Here is a 12,828-nt window from a genome sequence, read left to right as displayed (position 1 = left end):
AGGGCCGAGAAGGCTTCGTCCATCAACAGGATGGTCGGGTCGTTGGCCAGCGCCCGGGCCAGGCCCACGCGCTGCTGCATGCCGCCGGACAGCTGGTGCGGGTAGCTGTGCTCGTGGCCGGCCAGGCCGACCTGGCTCAGCGCCTCGCGGGCACGGCGGTGGCGTTCGGTTTCGGTAACGCCGGCGATTTCCAGGCCGAAGGCGGTGTTCTGCAGCACGCTCATGTGCGGCATCAGGGCGAAGGACTGGAACACCATGCCCATTTCCTTGCGGCGCACATCGAGCAGGGCTTTATCGGACAGGCCGGTGATTTCGCGGCCGTTGAGGTGGATGCTGCCGGCGGTGGGTTCGATCAGGCGGTTGAACAGCCGCACCATGGTCGACTTGCCCGAGCCCGACAGGCCCATGATGACGAAGATCTCGCCCCGTTTGACGGAAAAGCTTGCATCGAACACGCCGACGACGTGGCCGGTCTTGCTGAATATTTCGTTCTTGTCGGCGCCCTTGCGGAGCATCTCCATGGCCATGTTCGGGTTGGGGCCGAACACTTTGAAGATGTTGTTTACCGAAAGAATCTCATCGGCATGGCTCATACGACCCTCTTTGTTTTTGTTATGACCAATAAATGATCGGCATCCTTTCCATGGGCGGAAACAGCTGCAGACGTGCGATTGGCAGGGTGCTCAAAAAGCAGTGAGCGAATCAGAACGGTGATGATCTTATGGTTGAGCCAGCGGTGCGTGGCACGCTGGTAAAGCCTCGGGGTAGCGGGCTTTTGTGAAGGACTGGCTGAACTGTAGCCCTGGCGATCGGCATGGAATAGAACGGAAGCGTCAATTTATGGTATGCCGGGGCCCAGGGCTTGCCACGGCATAGGGACTGTAGGAGCAGCCTTGCGCTGCGAAGAGGCCGGTGATAACACAGTGAATCTTTAGTGTTTTCACCGGCCTCTTCGCAGCACAAGGCTGCTCCTACCGGGTAAGTGGGTCACCCTCTCAATGCTGCCTCGATCTTGGCGACATCGATCTTGCCCATTTCCATCATGGCCTCGAACGCCCGCTTGGCAGCAGCCCGGTCGGGATTGGCAATGGCCTCGATCAGGATGCGTGGGCAGATTTGCCAAGACACCCCCCACTTGTCCTTGCACCAGCCACAGACGCTGGCCTCGCCGCCATGGCTGACGATGGCATCCCACAGCCGGTCAGTCTCGGCCTGGTCCTCGGTGCTGACCTGAAACGAGAACGCCTCGCTATGGCTAAAGGCCTTGCCCCCATTGAGCCCAACGCAAGGGATACCCATGACGATGAACTCGACGGTAATCACATCGCCTTGCTTGCCCGACGGGTAGTCGCTAGGGGCTTGGTGCACCGCCACTACCCGGCTGTCGGGGAAGGTGCGAGCGTAGAAGTTGGCCGCCTCTTCGGCGTCATGGTCGTACCACAGGCAGATCGTGTTTTTGGCAGTCATGGCAGGGCTCCATGAATGAGAGTGGGCCTTTGAGTCTAGTTCACGGCCTTGCCGTCGGCGCCGCTGCGTGGCCCGGCATACGCCTTGAGGACGGCCGGTCTTTGCAACATTCTGCAGACATTTCCGACGTTAGGTAGTGAACCTGCTTACATAAAAAAGGTCTTTCGCTGACGGTCAACTCACCGACCGGTTCACCGGCCCAGTCAGCGGGCCTACTTTTGTCCTGTTTCAGCGAAGACCAACATGCCCGAATCCCGCCCCACATTCTCCGCCCTCCCAGCCCTGCGCGGCGGCCTGATCGCAGCCCTGGTGGCCCTCGCCGCCCCGGTGCATGCCGAGGAGCCCGCCAGCGATGCGCGCTGGGTCAGCGACAGCCTGAGCACCTACGTGCGCAGCGGCCCGACCGATGGCCACCGGATTGTCGGCACCCTCAAGTCCGGCCAGAAACTGACGCTGGTCACCACCCAAGGCAACTACAGCCAGGTGCGTGGGCAGAATGGCGACCTGGTGTGGATCCTCAGCAGCGACCTGCAGGCGGTGCCAGGCCAGGGTGAACGCCTGCCGCAGCTCGATGCCCAGGTCGCCGACCTGTCGGGGCAGCTCAAGAGCATCGATGACAGCTGGAAAAACCGCGTGCAGGGCATGCAAGAGACACTGGATTCGCGCAAGCACCTGATCGACGAGCTGGAAGCGCGCAACAAAGCGCTGAACGAACAGCTCGACCAGAGCCAGTCGACCTTGCGCGATACCCAGGCCCGCCTGGGGGATGAGAACAAGCAGGTGATGATGCGCTATATGGTGTATGGCGGCAGTATTGCAGGCGCGGGCCTGCTGATGGGGTTGATCTTGCCGGCGCTGACGCGTGGGCGGAAGAAGAATGACCGCTGGTTCTGATTTGGGGTGCATCAGGGGCTTGAGGCGGGCGCCAGGAGGCATGCACCCGCCCCCTACAACAGCCGCTCCAAAGCCTCCAGCACATGTGCCGTGGCACGTTCAGCCTGCCCTTCACGGCAGGCGATGCCCAGTTGCCGCCACAACCCCGGACGCAACGGTCGCCGGGCAATCCGCCGGTCCAGCTCGGGCGCCTCGCCCTCCTGTGGCAGCAATGTCGCGCCGTAGCCGGCCCCCACCAGGCTTTTGATCGCATCGTTGTAGTTCAGCTCGATGCGCGGCTCGGGGAACAACCCCGCCGCAGCGAACCATTCCCCCGTCACCCGCGACAACTGCGTGCTGCTGTCATTGAGAATCAACGCCCGCTGCGCCAACCATGCCGGAGTAACCTTGGCCGGCGGCTGCCAGTCGGCCGGCACATAGGCCAAGATCGGATCGCGTCGCCACGGGGTGATCTTGAGCCCTTTGCCTGCCACTTGCGGCAGGGCCACCAGGCCAATGTCCAAGGCCCCCTCGCGCAACCGCGCCAGCGACGCCTGCGAGGTCAGCACCTGCACCTGCACATCGATCCCCGGGTGCACTTCGCGCAGGTACTCGAGCGCTTTGGGCAACAGGTGGGCAATGGCGCCAGTCGAAGCCCCCAGGCGGACCCGGCCAGTCAGCCCCTCGACCTGACGGCGCACCTCGTCCAGCGCCAGGTCGGCATCGGCCAGCAAGCGACGGGCTCGGGCCAGCGGCGTCTCGCCGATGGCCGTAGGCCGTACCTGCCCACGGTTGCGGGTGAGCAACGGCGCGCCGACCCGTGCCTCCAGCTCGGCCACATGCAGGCTGATGGTGGGTGGGGCCAGGTTGAGCCGGCGAGCGGCCTCGGCAAACGAGCCGAGGTCGGTGATTTCGACCAGCGTGCGGAGGCGGTCGAGGCTGATTTCGCGCATGACTAGCTTCAGAAATAATGAACATCAGCATCATGATATTCAAATTTCCTTTAGTCCAGCCGCGGGCGAGCATAGGCCACCCTCCCCTGACCGGACCTCGACCATGCATACCCCTGTTGTTTTTATCGACGGTGACCAAGGCACCACTGGCCTGCAGATTCACGCCCGCCTGCACGGGCGCAATGATGTGCGCCTGCTGACCCTGCCCGAGGCCGAGCGTAAAGACCCGCAGCGCCGCGCCGAAGCCATCAACAGCGCCGACATCGCTGTGCTCTGCCTGCCCGATGACGCCGCCCGCGAGGCCGTAGCAGCGATCCACAACCCGCACGTTCGGGTCATCGACGCCAGCTCCGCCCACCGCACCAGCCCCGGCTGGGTCTATGGCCTGCCGGAACTGGACGCGCAGCAAGCCGAGCGCATCGCCCACAGCACACGCGTCAGCAACCCCGGCTGCTACCCCACCGGCGCGATTGCCCTGCTGCGCCCGCTGATCACCGCCGGGTTGCTGCCAGCGGATTACCCGCTGAGCATTCACGCCATCTCGGGGTACTCCGGCGGCGGCCGCGCCGCGGTCGAACGCCATGAGCAGCCGAGTGCCGAGAACACCCCAACCCTGCAGCTGTATGGCCTGGAACTGGCACACAAGCATGTACCGGAAATCCAGCAACACGCCGGGCTGTCGGCACGGCCAGTGTTCATGCCTGGTTACGGCGCCTATCGCCAGGGCATCGTGCTCAGCATCCCGCTGCAGTTGCGCCTGCTGCCCGGCCAGGTCAGCGCCGAACACCTGCAGGCCTGCTTGGAACAGCACTACCAAGGGGCTCGCTATGTTCAGGTGATGCCCCTGCACCAGCAAGGCCCCGCCGCGCCACTCGACCCCGAAGCATTGAACGACAGCAACGACCTGCGCCTGGCGCTGTACGCCAACCCGGCGCATGGCCAGGTGCTGCTGACCGCCGTATTCGATAACCTGGGCAAAGGCGCGTCCGGGGCGGCGGTGCAAAACCTCGACCTGATGCTCGCCGCGCTACAGGCGCAAGGCTGATTGGGCAAAACCGGTTAAACTGTACGTCCCGCGTCAGCATGGCGCGGGTTGTATTCCTAGCCGCCGGAGCCCGCCCCCCGATGTTCATCCTGAGCCGCCTTGACAGCGTGCCGCCCGAGTCTTTCCAGAACCAGATCCGTGAGCTGGTGATCCATCACGTCGGCGAATTGAGCAGCGTCGCCATTCTTGCCGACAACCCGCTGTATCCGCTGTACCAGTACGGCGTCGGCATGGAAGTGCACCAGTACTTGCAGGCCATGGACGGTAAGCGCGGCCTGTCGGTGACGCTGACCCTGGCGCTGGACGCCGATGCCCCGGACCAACTGCTCGGTTTCGCCCTGGCGTTGCCGGCCGATGATGATGCGCAAACCTGCGCACTGGCATTTCTTGCCGTGCGCGCCAGCCATCGCCGCCAAGGTATCGCCCGCGCACTGTTAGGTGACCTGCAGGCGCAACATGCCTATGTCGAGCTGAACACCTTTGCCGGCCAGGTGCCGTGGTTCGAAGCGATGGGCATGCAGGTGGTGGCAGCCAACGGGCCACAGGTGCTGATGAGCAGCACCGGCCAGGCCAGCGAGGCGCTGATCGGTCGGCTGGATATCGGGCCGATCTACCAGACCACCGAGGTGCATCAAATCCACACCTACCTGCTCAACCAGCAAGGCGAGGATGCGATGATCGAGGCCGAACAGCTGCGCGACGAGCGCTTGGACCAGTTGGCCATTCAAGCGCAGGAATGTGTCCGCCAGCGCAAGACCGTGCACTGATGCTGTGGGGCCGCACGGCGGCCCCAGCTCTTTTCAGCCGTGCACCCAACGCCGATGCAACCCACGCGCCAGGGCATCGAGCATGAACCCCAGCACCCCGATCAGCAGCACCATCGCCATCAGTTCCGAATACGCCAGCCGGTCACGGGTGTCGAGGATGAAATACCCCAACCCCGCACTTACCCCCAGCATCTCGCAGGGCACCAGCACGATCCAGAGGATGCCGATGGCCAGGCGCACGCCCGTCAGCACATGGCCGATCACCCCAGGCACGATGACCTTGCACAAGGTCTCCCAGCGCGTAGCACTCAAACTGCGGCTCAGTTGCAACCAACGCGGGTCGAGCTGACGCACACCTGCCGCAGTGTTGAGCAAAATCGGCCATAGCGCGGCAAATGCCAGCAGGAAATAGATCGGCTGGTCACCCACCCCCATCAGCATCACCACCACCGGCATCCACGACAGCGGCGAGATCATCCGCAAGAACTGGAAGGCCGGCGTGGTCGCCGCCTCCAGGTGCCGATAGCTGCCCACCAGCAAGCCGAGGGGGACACCGATCAACAAGGCCAGCAACAGCCCGATCAGGATACGTTTGAGGCTGACCCACACGTGGCCGTAGACCTCGCCCTGCCCCAGCAGCTCGACCAGGCTGGCCAGGGTCGCCGCCGGCGAAAAACGCGCCGACAGGCCATCGGCCTCGCCAAACCACGCCACGCCGGCCCACCACGCCAGCAGCAACCCCAGCAGCCCGGCCAAGCCCAGGCCGGTATGAACGACATGCTTGCGCATCAGACCGCGAACTCCTCGCTACGCTCGAAGTTGTCGGCAATGCCGAACACCGACGGCCCGCCAACGGCGGCGATGGCGTTGCGCACGAAACGGTCGTCGACCAGGTCGCGGGCGGTGTGCGCTGGGTCCAGGCCCGCCAAAAAGCCACTGTCGCCTTCGATCAGGGTGTGCTGCAGGCGCTTGATCAGTGCTTCGGTGTAGCTGGGGAACGGGTATGGCTGGAAGTCGATACGTTTTTCGTCCCACTGCTGATGCTGGATCGCGCCACTGGCGATATAGCCTGCGCGGTCTTCGGCGGCTGGCGCCAGGACTTTGCTCAATACCGCCACTTCGTGCGGGGTGTACTTGTTGGGGCCGGCCTTGGACAGCAGCGCGGCAGCTTCGGCGCGGTGCTCGCGCGTCCACTGCTGGGCCTTGACGATGGCGTTGACCACCTTCTGCGACCACTCCGGGCGGTTGTTGAGGTCGTGCTCGTGCATGAACACCACGCAGCAGGCGTGGTTGCGCCACACATCGCCGGTAAAGCGCTGCACGCGGCCCACCTTGAGGTTCTCGGCCAGGGCGTTGAACGGTTCGGCGACGATGTAGCCAGCAATACGCTTGCTGGCCAGCGCCGGGGGCATATCGGACGGTGGCAGCACCAGCAGGTTGACCTCGGTGGCCGCCAGCTGCGCATTAGCAGGTTTCGACACCGGGGTCAGGCCGCTGTCGTTGAGCATCTGCTGCAGCACCACGTTATGGATCGAATACCAGAATGGGATGGCCACGGTCTTGCCGCCCAACTGCTTCATGTCGGTAATGTCGGGCGCCACGGTCAGCCCCGAACCCCCCACATGGTTCCAGGCCACGACCTTGGCCGGTACCTTGCTGGCGTAACGTGCCCAGACGGTCATCGGCGACAGCAAATGGATGACGTTGACCTGGCCCGAAATGAACGCCTCGATCACCTGCGCCCAACTGCGCAGCAGCACTGGGCGCTCGGCTTTGATGCCTTCGGCCTCGAACAGGCCATTGTTGTGCGCTACCAGCAACGGCGTGGCGTCGGTGATCGGCAGGTAGCCGATGCGCACCGGCGCGTCCGGCTCGGCAGCCGCACGGGCTTGCAGGCTCGACAGCAGCGGCAACGCACCGGCGGCAGTAAGCATGGCGCCAAGCTTGAGGAAGTCGCGACGCGAAGAAGCGGAACAGCAGTCATCCATGCACATGGACAGCCTCCGAGGGCAAGGGGGTTGAGGAAGGTGGGTCTGTGCGGCTTGCCCGCCGAAGGGTTTTGACAATCTCGATACGCAGCGCGCCCAGTTCCTCGACCCGCTGCGTACGCGGTTGCGGCAGGTCGATGCGCCACTGGCCGAGCACCTGCGCTGGGTGGTTGCCCAGTAGCAGGACCCGATCGGACAGCAGCAGGGCTTCGTCGATATCGTGGGTGATCAGCACCGCAGCGGTATTGTGGGTGGCGATCAGTTGCAGCAGCAGTTGCTGCATGTCGGCGCGGGTCACTTCGTCGAGGGCACCAAACGGCTCGTCGAGCAACAGCACTTCAGGCCGACGCGCCAGGCAGCGCGCCAACGCCGTGCGTTGGGCCATGCCACCGGACAGCTGCGCCGGGTACTGGTTACGGGCATGGTCCAAGCCCACGGCGGCAATGGCATGGTCGATACGCGCACGCCGTTCGGTGGCGGCCAACTTGGGTTGGCGAGCGAAATCCAGGCCGAAGGCGACGTTCTTTTCCAGGCTCAGCCAAGGCAACAGGCTGGGGTCCTGGAAGGCCACCGCCAGGCGCGGGTGCGGCCCTTGCAACGGCTCGCCGTGCAACATCACACTGCCGCCACGCGGTGCCTGCAAGCCCGCCAGCACCCGCAACAGGCTGGACTTGCCAACCCCGCTGGGGCCCAGGATGGACACCACTTCGCCCGGTGCCAACTGCAGATCGAACCGCGCCAGCACCTCGTGCCAGCTACCCTCGCGGGGGTAGCCGAGGCTGATAGCTCGGGCTTGCAGCACGACTTCGCTCATGCCGTGCCCGCCTGGCGTTGCAGTTCGGCGCGCAGCTGCACCAGGCTTGGCGTGACGATGGGCACGAACGCCGATTCGCGCCAACGGCGCGCGAAACCTTGGCCGTACTCGCTGAGGTACGCTTTGCCACCACTGGCCTGCAGCTCGAGCTGCACCGCGTCGGCAGCACTTTCCGCAAGGATGATGCGCAGTTTGAACAACGCCGCTGGCTGCTGCAGGAAGCGCCCGTCGAGCAGGCCCTGATTGAGTTCACTCACGGTGTTTTCCAGGCGTTCCTTGAGCACCTGGCGGGCCTCTTCGAGGAACGAACCACGGCCTTGCAGGTGCGCCGCCACTTCATCCAACGCGCGCCGCGCCAGGCCGATGGCCATGCCGCATTGCAGCGCGAGGAAGGCCGGGCGTACCTTGGGCAGGAACTCACGGGCGTTTTCATGCAGCAGCCACTCGCGGCCCAGTTCGACCTGATGAAACGCCAGCGCGGCAGTATTGCTCGATTGCAGCCCCATCAGCTGCAAGTCGTCCGAGCGCTCCAGCCCTTGCACCTCTGACGGAATGGCTAACACGAAGGGCGCGCGCTCGGCATCGCACTCGATGGCTGCGGCCACCACAAAACCGCTCTTGCGCAGATTGGTCACCCAATGCAAGCGGCCCTCCAGGTTCCACCCCTCGCTGCTGGGGCGCCCACGCACCTGCAGGCGCTCGATGCCCGAGAGAAACTTCATGGCGTTGGACAACCCGGTGGCGCCTGCCAGCTCGCCCGTCAGCAACCTCGGCAGCAGGCGTTCGCGCAGTGACTGGTTAGGGCTTTGCAGCAGGTATTCAATAAAGGCGCGCTGGCCCCAGCAGACGAACGCCGCCGCCAACGAACGGCTGGCAATGGCGGCAATGGCTTCGACCGCATCGGTCACCTGCCCGCCCGTGCCGCCCTGGGCCGGATCGACGCCGATGCGCAGCACCTGCGCTTCAGCGATCTGCGCCAGCACCAGGTGCGGCTCGCACGTGCCCTGGTCAATGGCCTCGGCGTTGGCATCCAGCCATTGCCGAAATGCACAATCTTGCATGTCTGTACTCCTTTGAAAACGCCGGCGGGGCCGGCACCACACGCGGATTACGCAGAAGGCTGCCAGCGGTACTTGCTCAGTTCGTCGTTGAGCGGCGTCTGGGCGAAAACATTAGCAAAGTTGCACAGGGTTGCGAGGCTCACGCCCAGAATCACTTCCAAGGCGTTGCCTTCGCTGAAGCCGGCCTCACGAAATGCCTGGTAGGTGGCCTCGCTGACGTTGCCACGGGTGGCGATGACTTCGCGAGCGAACGCGGCCAGGGTCTCGTATCGGGCATCGGGCAGTTCACCCCGCGCACGCAGCGCATCGACCACTGCTTCCGGCAGCTTGGCCTTGTTCAACGCGACTGCGGTGTGGCCGGCGACACAAAAGTCGCAGCCATGCTGGGTGGCAGCAATCAACTGCACCACCTCACGCTCGGCCAGGGTCAGCTCGGACTTGCCGTTGAGCGCCGACACGGTCACGTAGGTTTCCAGCGCTGCCGGAGCGTTGGCCAGCACGCCGAGCAGGTTGGGGATGAAGCCGGAATTTTTCTGGGCATTTTCAAGGAATGGACGGGCCGCTTCCGGGGCGCTCTGCAGAGTGTGTAAAGTAATGCGCGAGGACATGGAGGGGTCTCCTGTGGTGGGTGTCCTTACAGTCTGTTGGTTATAAGAACTAGCCTCCATATTCATCAGTCGCCTTTCCTTGCTCCTGAGTCTTTGCATTAGATGATTTCGTCCAGCCACCTTGTCGATTGGTTATTAGAAGGCCTGGAGCTCGACGCCAGCCTGTTTCATGTCGGCCGCTATTGCGGCGGCTGGCATGCCAGCACGCAAGGCATGGGCCGCGCCAGTTTCCACTTGGTGGTGCAGGGCCATTGCTGGCTGCACCTCGATGGCCAGGCCGAGGCAGTGCGGCTGGAAGCTGGGGATGCGGTTTTTTTGCTGCGTGACCTGGCGTATCGGCTGTCCAGTGACCAGAACCCCGTCAGCGCCTGCGCCCAGCCGCGCCAGGCGATGCAGGCTCTGGATGCCACTGCCGGCGATGGCGTGGGGCTGGTGTGCGGGTTCTTTCACTTTCGCCCGGGGCTGTCGTCATTGATCGTGGAAGGCCTGGCCGACTGGATTCTGCTGCGCGCCAACGAGCCCGCCGGGCATGCGGCGCGGGCGCTGTTCGGGCTGATCCTGGAAGAATGCGAACGCCTACCGCCGTCGCAGACCTTGCTGGAGCGGTTGACGCATTTGTTGTTCCTGTACGTACTGCGCCAGCAAGTGCATGCCGGGCAGCCCCTCGGCGGGCTGGTGGCGCTGGCCCGGCAGCCGGCGTTTGCCGCGTTGCTGGTGCAACTGATCGAACAGCCTGGGCAATCCTGGACGCTGGAAAACATGGCGGCGTGCACGGGGCTGTCGCGGTCAGCGTTTTTCAAGCGTTTCAACGAACTGGCCGGGCAGTCACCGGGGCAGGTGCTGCTGGCGTTGCGCATGCGCCATGCGTCCCAGCTGTTGCAAGCAGGCAACACCGTGGAGCAGGTGTGCGCGCAGGTGGGGTATCAGTCGGTGGCGGCGTTTACCCGGGCGTTTGCCAAGGCCGTCGGGGTGCAGCCGGGGGCGTATCGCAGGCAGCATGAGGGGCGGTGATTGTGTTTGCCTGGTCGGGCCTCTTCGCGGGCAAGCCCGCGAAGAGGCCTGGGCAGGTTGACTTAGACCTGACTCACCGGGATATCACCGCCACCCTTGCCATCCCGCCGCTCCCCCATCCATTCATTGACCTGCTGCCCGAACGCGGCAGGCGCCTTGCGCCCCACGCGCCGCGCCAGGTCTAAGATGGTCTGCTGCGCCAGCGCCTCTTCCATGCGCTTTTGCGCGCCCAGCATCACCGCATGAATGGCACAGGTGCCTTCGGTCGCCCAACCCGGTGGTGAGCCGTCAAACAGCGTGCAACGCTCGCGAATCTCACGGCAATCGAAGATCTTCTTCGGACCGTCGATAGCCGTGACGATATCCAGCACGGTGATCTCATCCGACGGCCGCGCCAGGCGGAAACCGCCGCGCACCCCTTCAGTGGCAACCACCAAGCCGGCGCGAGCCAGCTTGGTGAACACCTTGGCCAGGTATTCCTGCGGCACGCCTTGCAGCGCCGCAAGGTCGCGCACGCTGGACTCGCGCGTGTCACCGCGCTCATCCACCAGGTACAGCAGGCAATGGATGCCATATTCGACGCCAGCACTGTACAGCGACATATCAATCTCCGACCAACTTTGTCGCAATAATACGCCGATAGCGCCAGCGCCGAAAGCATTCCCTCGTTTGAAGCGATAGAAAACCCTACCCGCGCAGTACCTTCACCTCACCTTGCTTGCCGTCCGTTTCGCGCAAGTACTCCTGCAGCGAGTCGTCCATCGCCTGCATCCAGCGGGTATGGTGGGGCACCGCTTGGGTACCGGTGATCACCGAGCGGTACGACTTGTCGCGATAACCCATGATGTCGTGCTTCTTGTCGGTCTTCCATTGCAGGAAGATGCGGTTCACCGCCTCGATATCGAAGCTTGGGTAATCCGTCTGCTCGATCAGGTGCCTGATGTATCGGCCTTGGAATTCGTACATCGAGGCCGTGGTTTCCAGGCCCAGCTCATCCTCGCGCCAGCGCTCGCTGTCGGCATGCATGGCGGCCTTGGCCGGCAACGTGATGCGCCCCAGCATGTAATCGCGTGCAAACCATGCCTGTGCGTCGAACAGGTTGAAGCTGTACCAGAGGTCCTGCATGCCCAGGTAAATCAGCTGCGGGTTTTGCTCCCATACCACGCCTTGGTACAGCCCCGCAGGCCACAGGCGATTGTTGGTCTTGAGGGTGAGTTCGTCCGGCAGGAACGGGAAGTGATGCTGGTAACCGGTGCACAGGATGATCGCATCGACGCGCTTGTTCGACCCGTCGGCGAAGTACGCCAGGTCGTTCTCGACCCGGACCAGTTGCGGGCGTTCTTCCCAGCCCTTGGGCCACTTGTAGCCCATCGGTTGCGTGCGGTAGGCCGTGGTGATCGAGCGTGCACCGTACTTGTAACACTGCGAGCCGATGTCTTCGGCCGAATAGCTGCTGCCGACAATGAGCAGGTCCTGGCCGTTGAACTCCATCGCTTCGCGAAAATCGTGGGCGTGCAGGATGCGCCCGGTGAAACGCTCGAAACCTTCGAACTCCGGCACGTGTGGGGTGGAGAAGTGCCCACTGGCCACCACCACATAATCGAACACCTGCTCGACACTAACCCCTGCGCTGTAGTCGTGGGCGCTAACGGTGAACTCGCGGGTGGTTTCATCGAAGCTGACGTGCTTGACCACGGTATTGAAGCGGATGCAATTGCGCACCCCGGCCTTCTTCACGCGGCCCTGAATATAGTCCCACAGCACTTCCCGCGGCGGGTACGAGGAGATCGGCCGGCCAAAGTGTTCATCGAAGCTGTAGTCGGCAAATTCCAGGCATTCCTTGGGGCCGTTTGACCATAGGTAACGGTACATGCTGCCGTGCACGGGTTCGCCATGCTGGTCGAGGCCGGTGCGCCAGGTGTAGTTCCACATACCGCCCCAGTCGGCTTGCTTCTCGAAGCACACGATTTCAGGCATGGGGGCGCCCTGGGCATGGGCGGATTGGAACGCACGCAGTTGTGCAAGGCCGGACGGGCCGGCGCCGATGATAGCGACACGAAGAGTCATAGTGATTCCTGAACAGTTGAACGCTGAAAAAATGCAAAGGCTCCCCAACCCCAAACGGCAAAAGGCCGGGGGTGGTGAAATTCAGGCGTTACGGTGCAGGTGGAGGGACGGGGCGTTTGCGCATCTGGCTAAGCAGGATGTTGACGGGCGGGATCGACAACACGTGGTACAGGC

14 protein-coding genes are annotated in these 12,828 nt (G+C 63.7%); 4 read left to right on the top strand and 10 right to left on the bottom strand.

Annotation, left to right across the window (positions count from 1 at the left end; translation table 11 throughout):
- Both QOS90_RS26405 and QOS90_RS26400 read right to left on the bottom strand, forming a co-directional pair.
- A partial coding sequence (locus QOS90_RS26405; protein WP_283600573.1) for an ATP-binding cassette domain-containing protein occupies window positions 1-593 on the bottom strand: 593 nt, incomplete at its 3' end.
- Window positions 594-987: 394 nt separating this feature from the next.
- Window positions 988-1,467 carry a VOC family protein gene (locus QOS90_RS26400; RefSeq protein WP_085274353.1) on the bottom strand — a complete coding sequence of 160 codons (480 nt, stop codon included), beginning with the start codon at window positions 1,465-1,467 and terminating at the stop codon, window positions 988-990.
- Between the two features lie 243 nt (window positions 1,468-1,710).
- Between QOS90_RS26400 and QOS90_RS26395 the strand changes: the two genes are divergently transcribed.
- Window positions 1,711-2,361, top strand: a complete 651-nt coding sequence (locus QOS90_RS26395) for a TIGR04211 family SH3 domain-containing protein (RefSeq protein ID WP_085274352.1) — start codon at window positions 1,711-1,713, stop codon at window positions 2,359-2,361.
- 53 nt (window positions 2,362-2,414) lie between these two features.
- On the opposite strand, the gene QOS90_RS26390 is transcribed toward QOS90_RS26395, so the two are convergent.
- On the bottom strand, window positions 2,415-3,293 hold the full coding sequence (locus tag QOS90_RS26390) for a LysR family transcriptional regulator (RefSeq protein WP_085274351.1): 879 nt from the start codon (window positions 3,291-3,293) through the stop codon (window positions 2,415-2,417).
- 103 nt (window positions 3,294-3,396) lie between these two features.
- Between QOS90_RS26390 and argC the strand changes: the two genes are divergently transcribed.
- Both argC and QOS90_RS26380 read left to right on the top strand, forming a co-directional pair.
- The gene (gene argC, locus QOS90_RS26385; RefSeq protein WP_085274350.1) at window positions 3,397-4,338 is read left to right on the top strand and encodes an N-acetyl-gamma-glutamyl-phosphate reductase; all 942 of its coding nucleotides are present in this window, start codon (window positions 3,397-3,399) and stop codon (window positions 4,336-4,338) included.
- 80 nt (window positions 4,339-4,418) lie between these two features.
- The gene (locus tag QOS90_RS26380) at window positions 4,419-5,105 is read left to right on the top strand and encodes a GNAT family N-acetyltransferase (RefSeq protein WP_085274349.1); all 687 of its coding nucleotides are present in this window, start codon (window positions 4,419-4,421) and stop codon (window positions 5,103-5,105) included.
- Window positions 5,106-5,138: 33 nt separating this feature from the next.
- On the opposite strand, the gene QOS90_RS26375 is transcribed toward QOS90_RS26380, so the two are convergent.
- From QOS90_RS26375 to QOS90_RS26355, 5 genes are read right to left on the bottom strand one after another with little or no spacing between them, the layout of a single operon-like run.
- Entirely contained in the window at window positions 5,139-5,894 is a 756-nt protein-coding gene (locus tag QOS90_RS26375) for an ABC transporter permease (RefSeq protein ID WP_085274348.1), read from the bottom strand.
- Window positions 5,894-7,099, bottom strand: a complete 1,206-nt coding sequence (locus QOS90_RS26370) for an ABC transporter substrate-binding protein (RefSeq protein WP_085274347.1) — start codon at window positions 7,097-7,099, stop codon at window positions 5,894-5,896. Before QOS90_RS26370 ends, QOS90_RS26375 begins: the two co-directional genes overlap by 1 nt.
- A complete protein-coding gene (locus tag QOS90_RS26365) occupies window positions 7,086-7,907 on the bottom strand; it encodes an ABC transporter ATP-binding protein (protein ID WP_085274346.1) in 822 nt (273 codons plus the stop codon). The genes QOS90_RS26370 and QOS90_RS26365 overlap by 14 nt, the downstream gene beginning before the upstream one ends.
- The gene (locus QOS90_RS26360) at window positions 7,904-8,968 is read right to left on the bottom strand and encodes an acyl-CoA dehydrogenase family protein (protein ID WP_085274345.1); all 1,065 of its coding nucleotides are present in this window, start codon (window positions 8,966-8,968) and stop codon (window positions 7,904-7,906) included. Before QOS90_RS26360 ends, QOS90_RS26365 begins: the two co-directional genes overlap by 4 nt.
- Window positions 8,969-9,015: 47 nt before the next feature.
- Window positions 9,016-9,576: a carboxymuconolactone decarboxylase family protein gene (locus QOS90_RS26355; RefSeq protein WP_027595386.1), complete on the bottom strand. Its 561-nt coding sequence runs from the start codon at window positions 9,574-9,576 to the stop codon at window positions 9,016-9,018.
- 102 nt (window positions 9,577-9,678) lie between these two features.
- On the opposite strand from QOS90_RS26355, the gene QOS90_RS26350 reads away from it, so the two are divergent.
- Window positions 9,679-10,587 (top strand): AraC family transcriptional regulator, encoded by a 909-nt coding sequence (locus QOS90_RS26350; RefSeq protein ID WP_027595385.1) that lies wholly within the window; start codon window positions 9,679-9,681, stop codon window positions 10,585-10,587.
- Between the two features lie 62 nt (window positions 10,588-10,649).
- Here the strand turns inward: QOS90_RS26350 and QOS90_RS26345 are convergent, their stop codons facing one another.
- Window positions 10,650-11,189: an RrF2 family transcriptional regulator gene (locus tag QOS90_RS26345; protein WP_027595384.1), complete on the bottom strand. Its 540-nt coding sequence runs from the start codon at window positions 11,187-11,189 to the stop codon at window positions 10,650-10,652.
- Window positions 11,190-11,274: 85 nt separating this feature from the next.
- Window positions 11,275-12,654: a trimethylamine monooxygenase gene (locus QOS90_RS26340; RefSeq protein WP_085274344.1), complete on the bottom strand. Its 1,380-nt coding sequence runs from the start codon at window positions 12,652-12,654 to the stop codon at window positions 11,275-11,277.
- Window positions 12,655-12,828 lie beyond the last annotated feature (174 nt).

It is taken from the genome of Pseudomonas sp. LAIL14HWK12:I10 (genome assembly GCF_900184205.1).
In the GTDB taxonomy this organism is placed as follows: domain Bacteria; phylum Pseudomonadota; class Gammaproteobacteria; order Pseudomonadales; family Pseudomonadaceae; genus Aquipseudomonas; species Aquipseudomonas kermanshahensis.
Note: the sequence above shows the minus strand (reverse complement) of the source record. Positions and strands in the feature narration are given on the sequence as shown.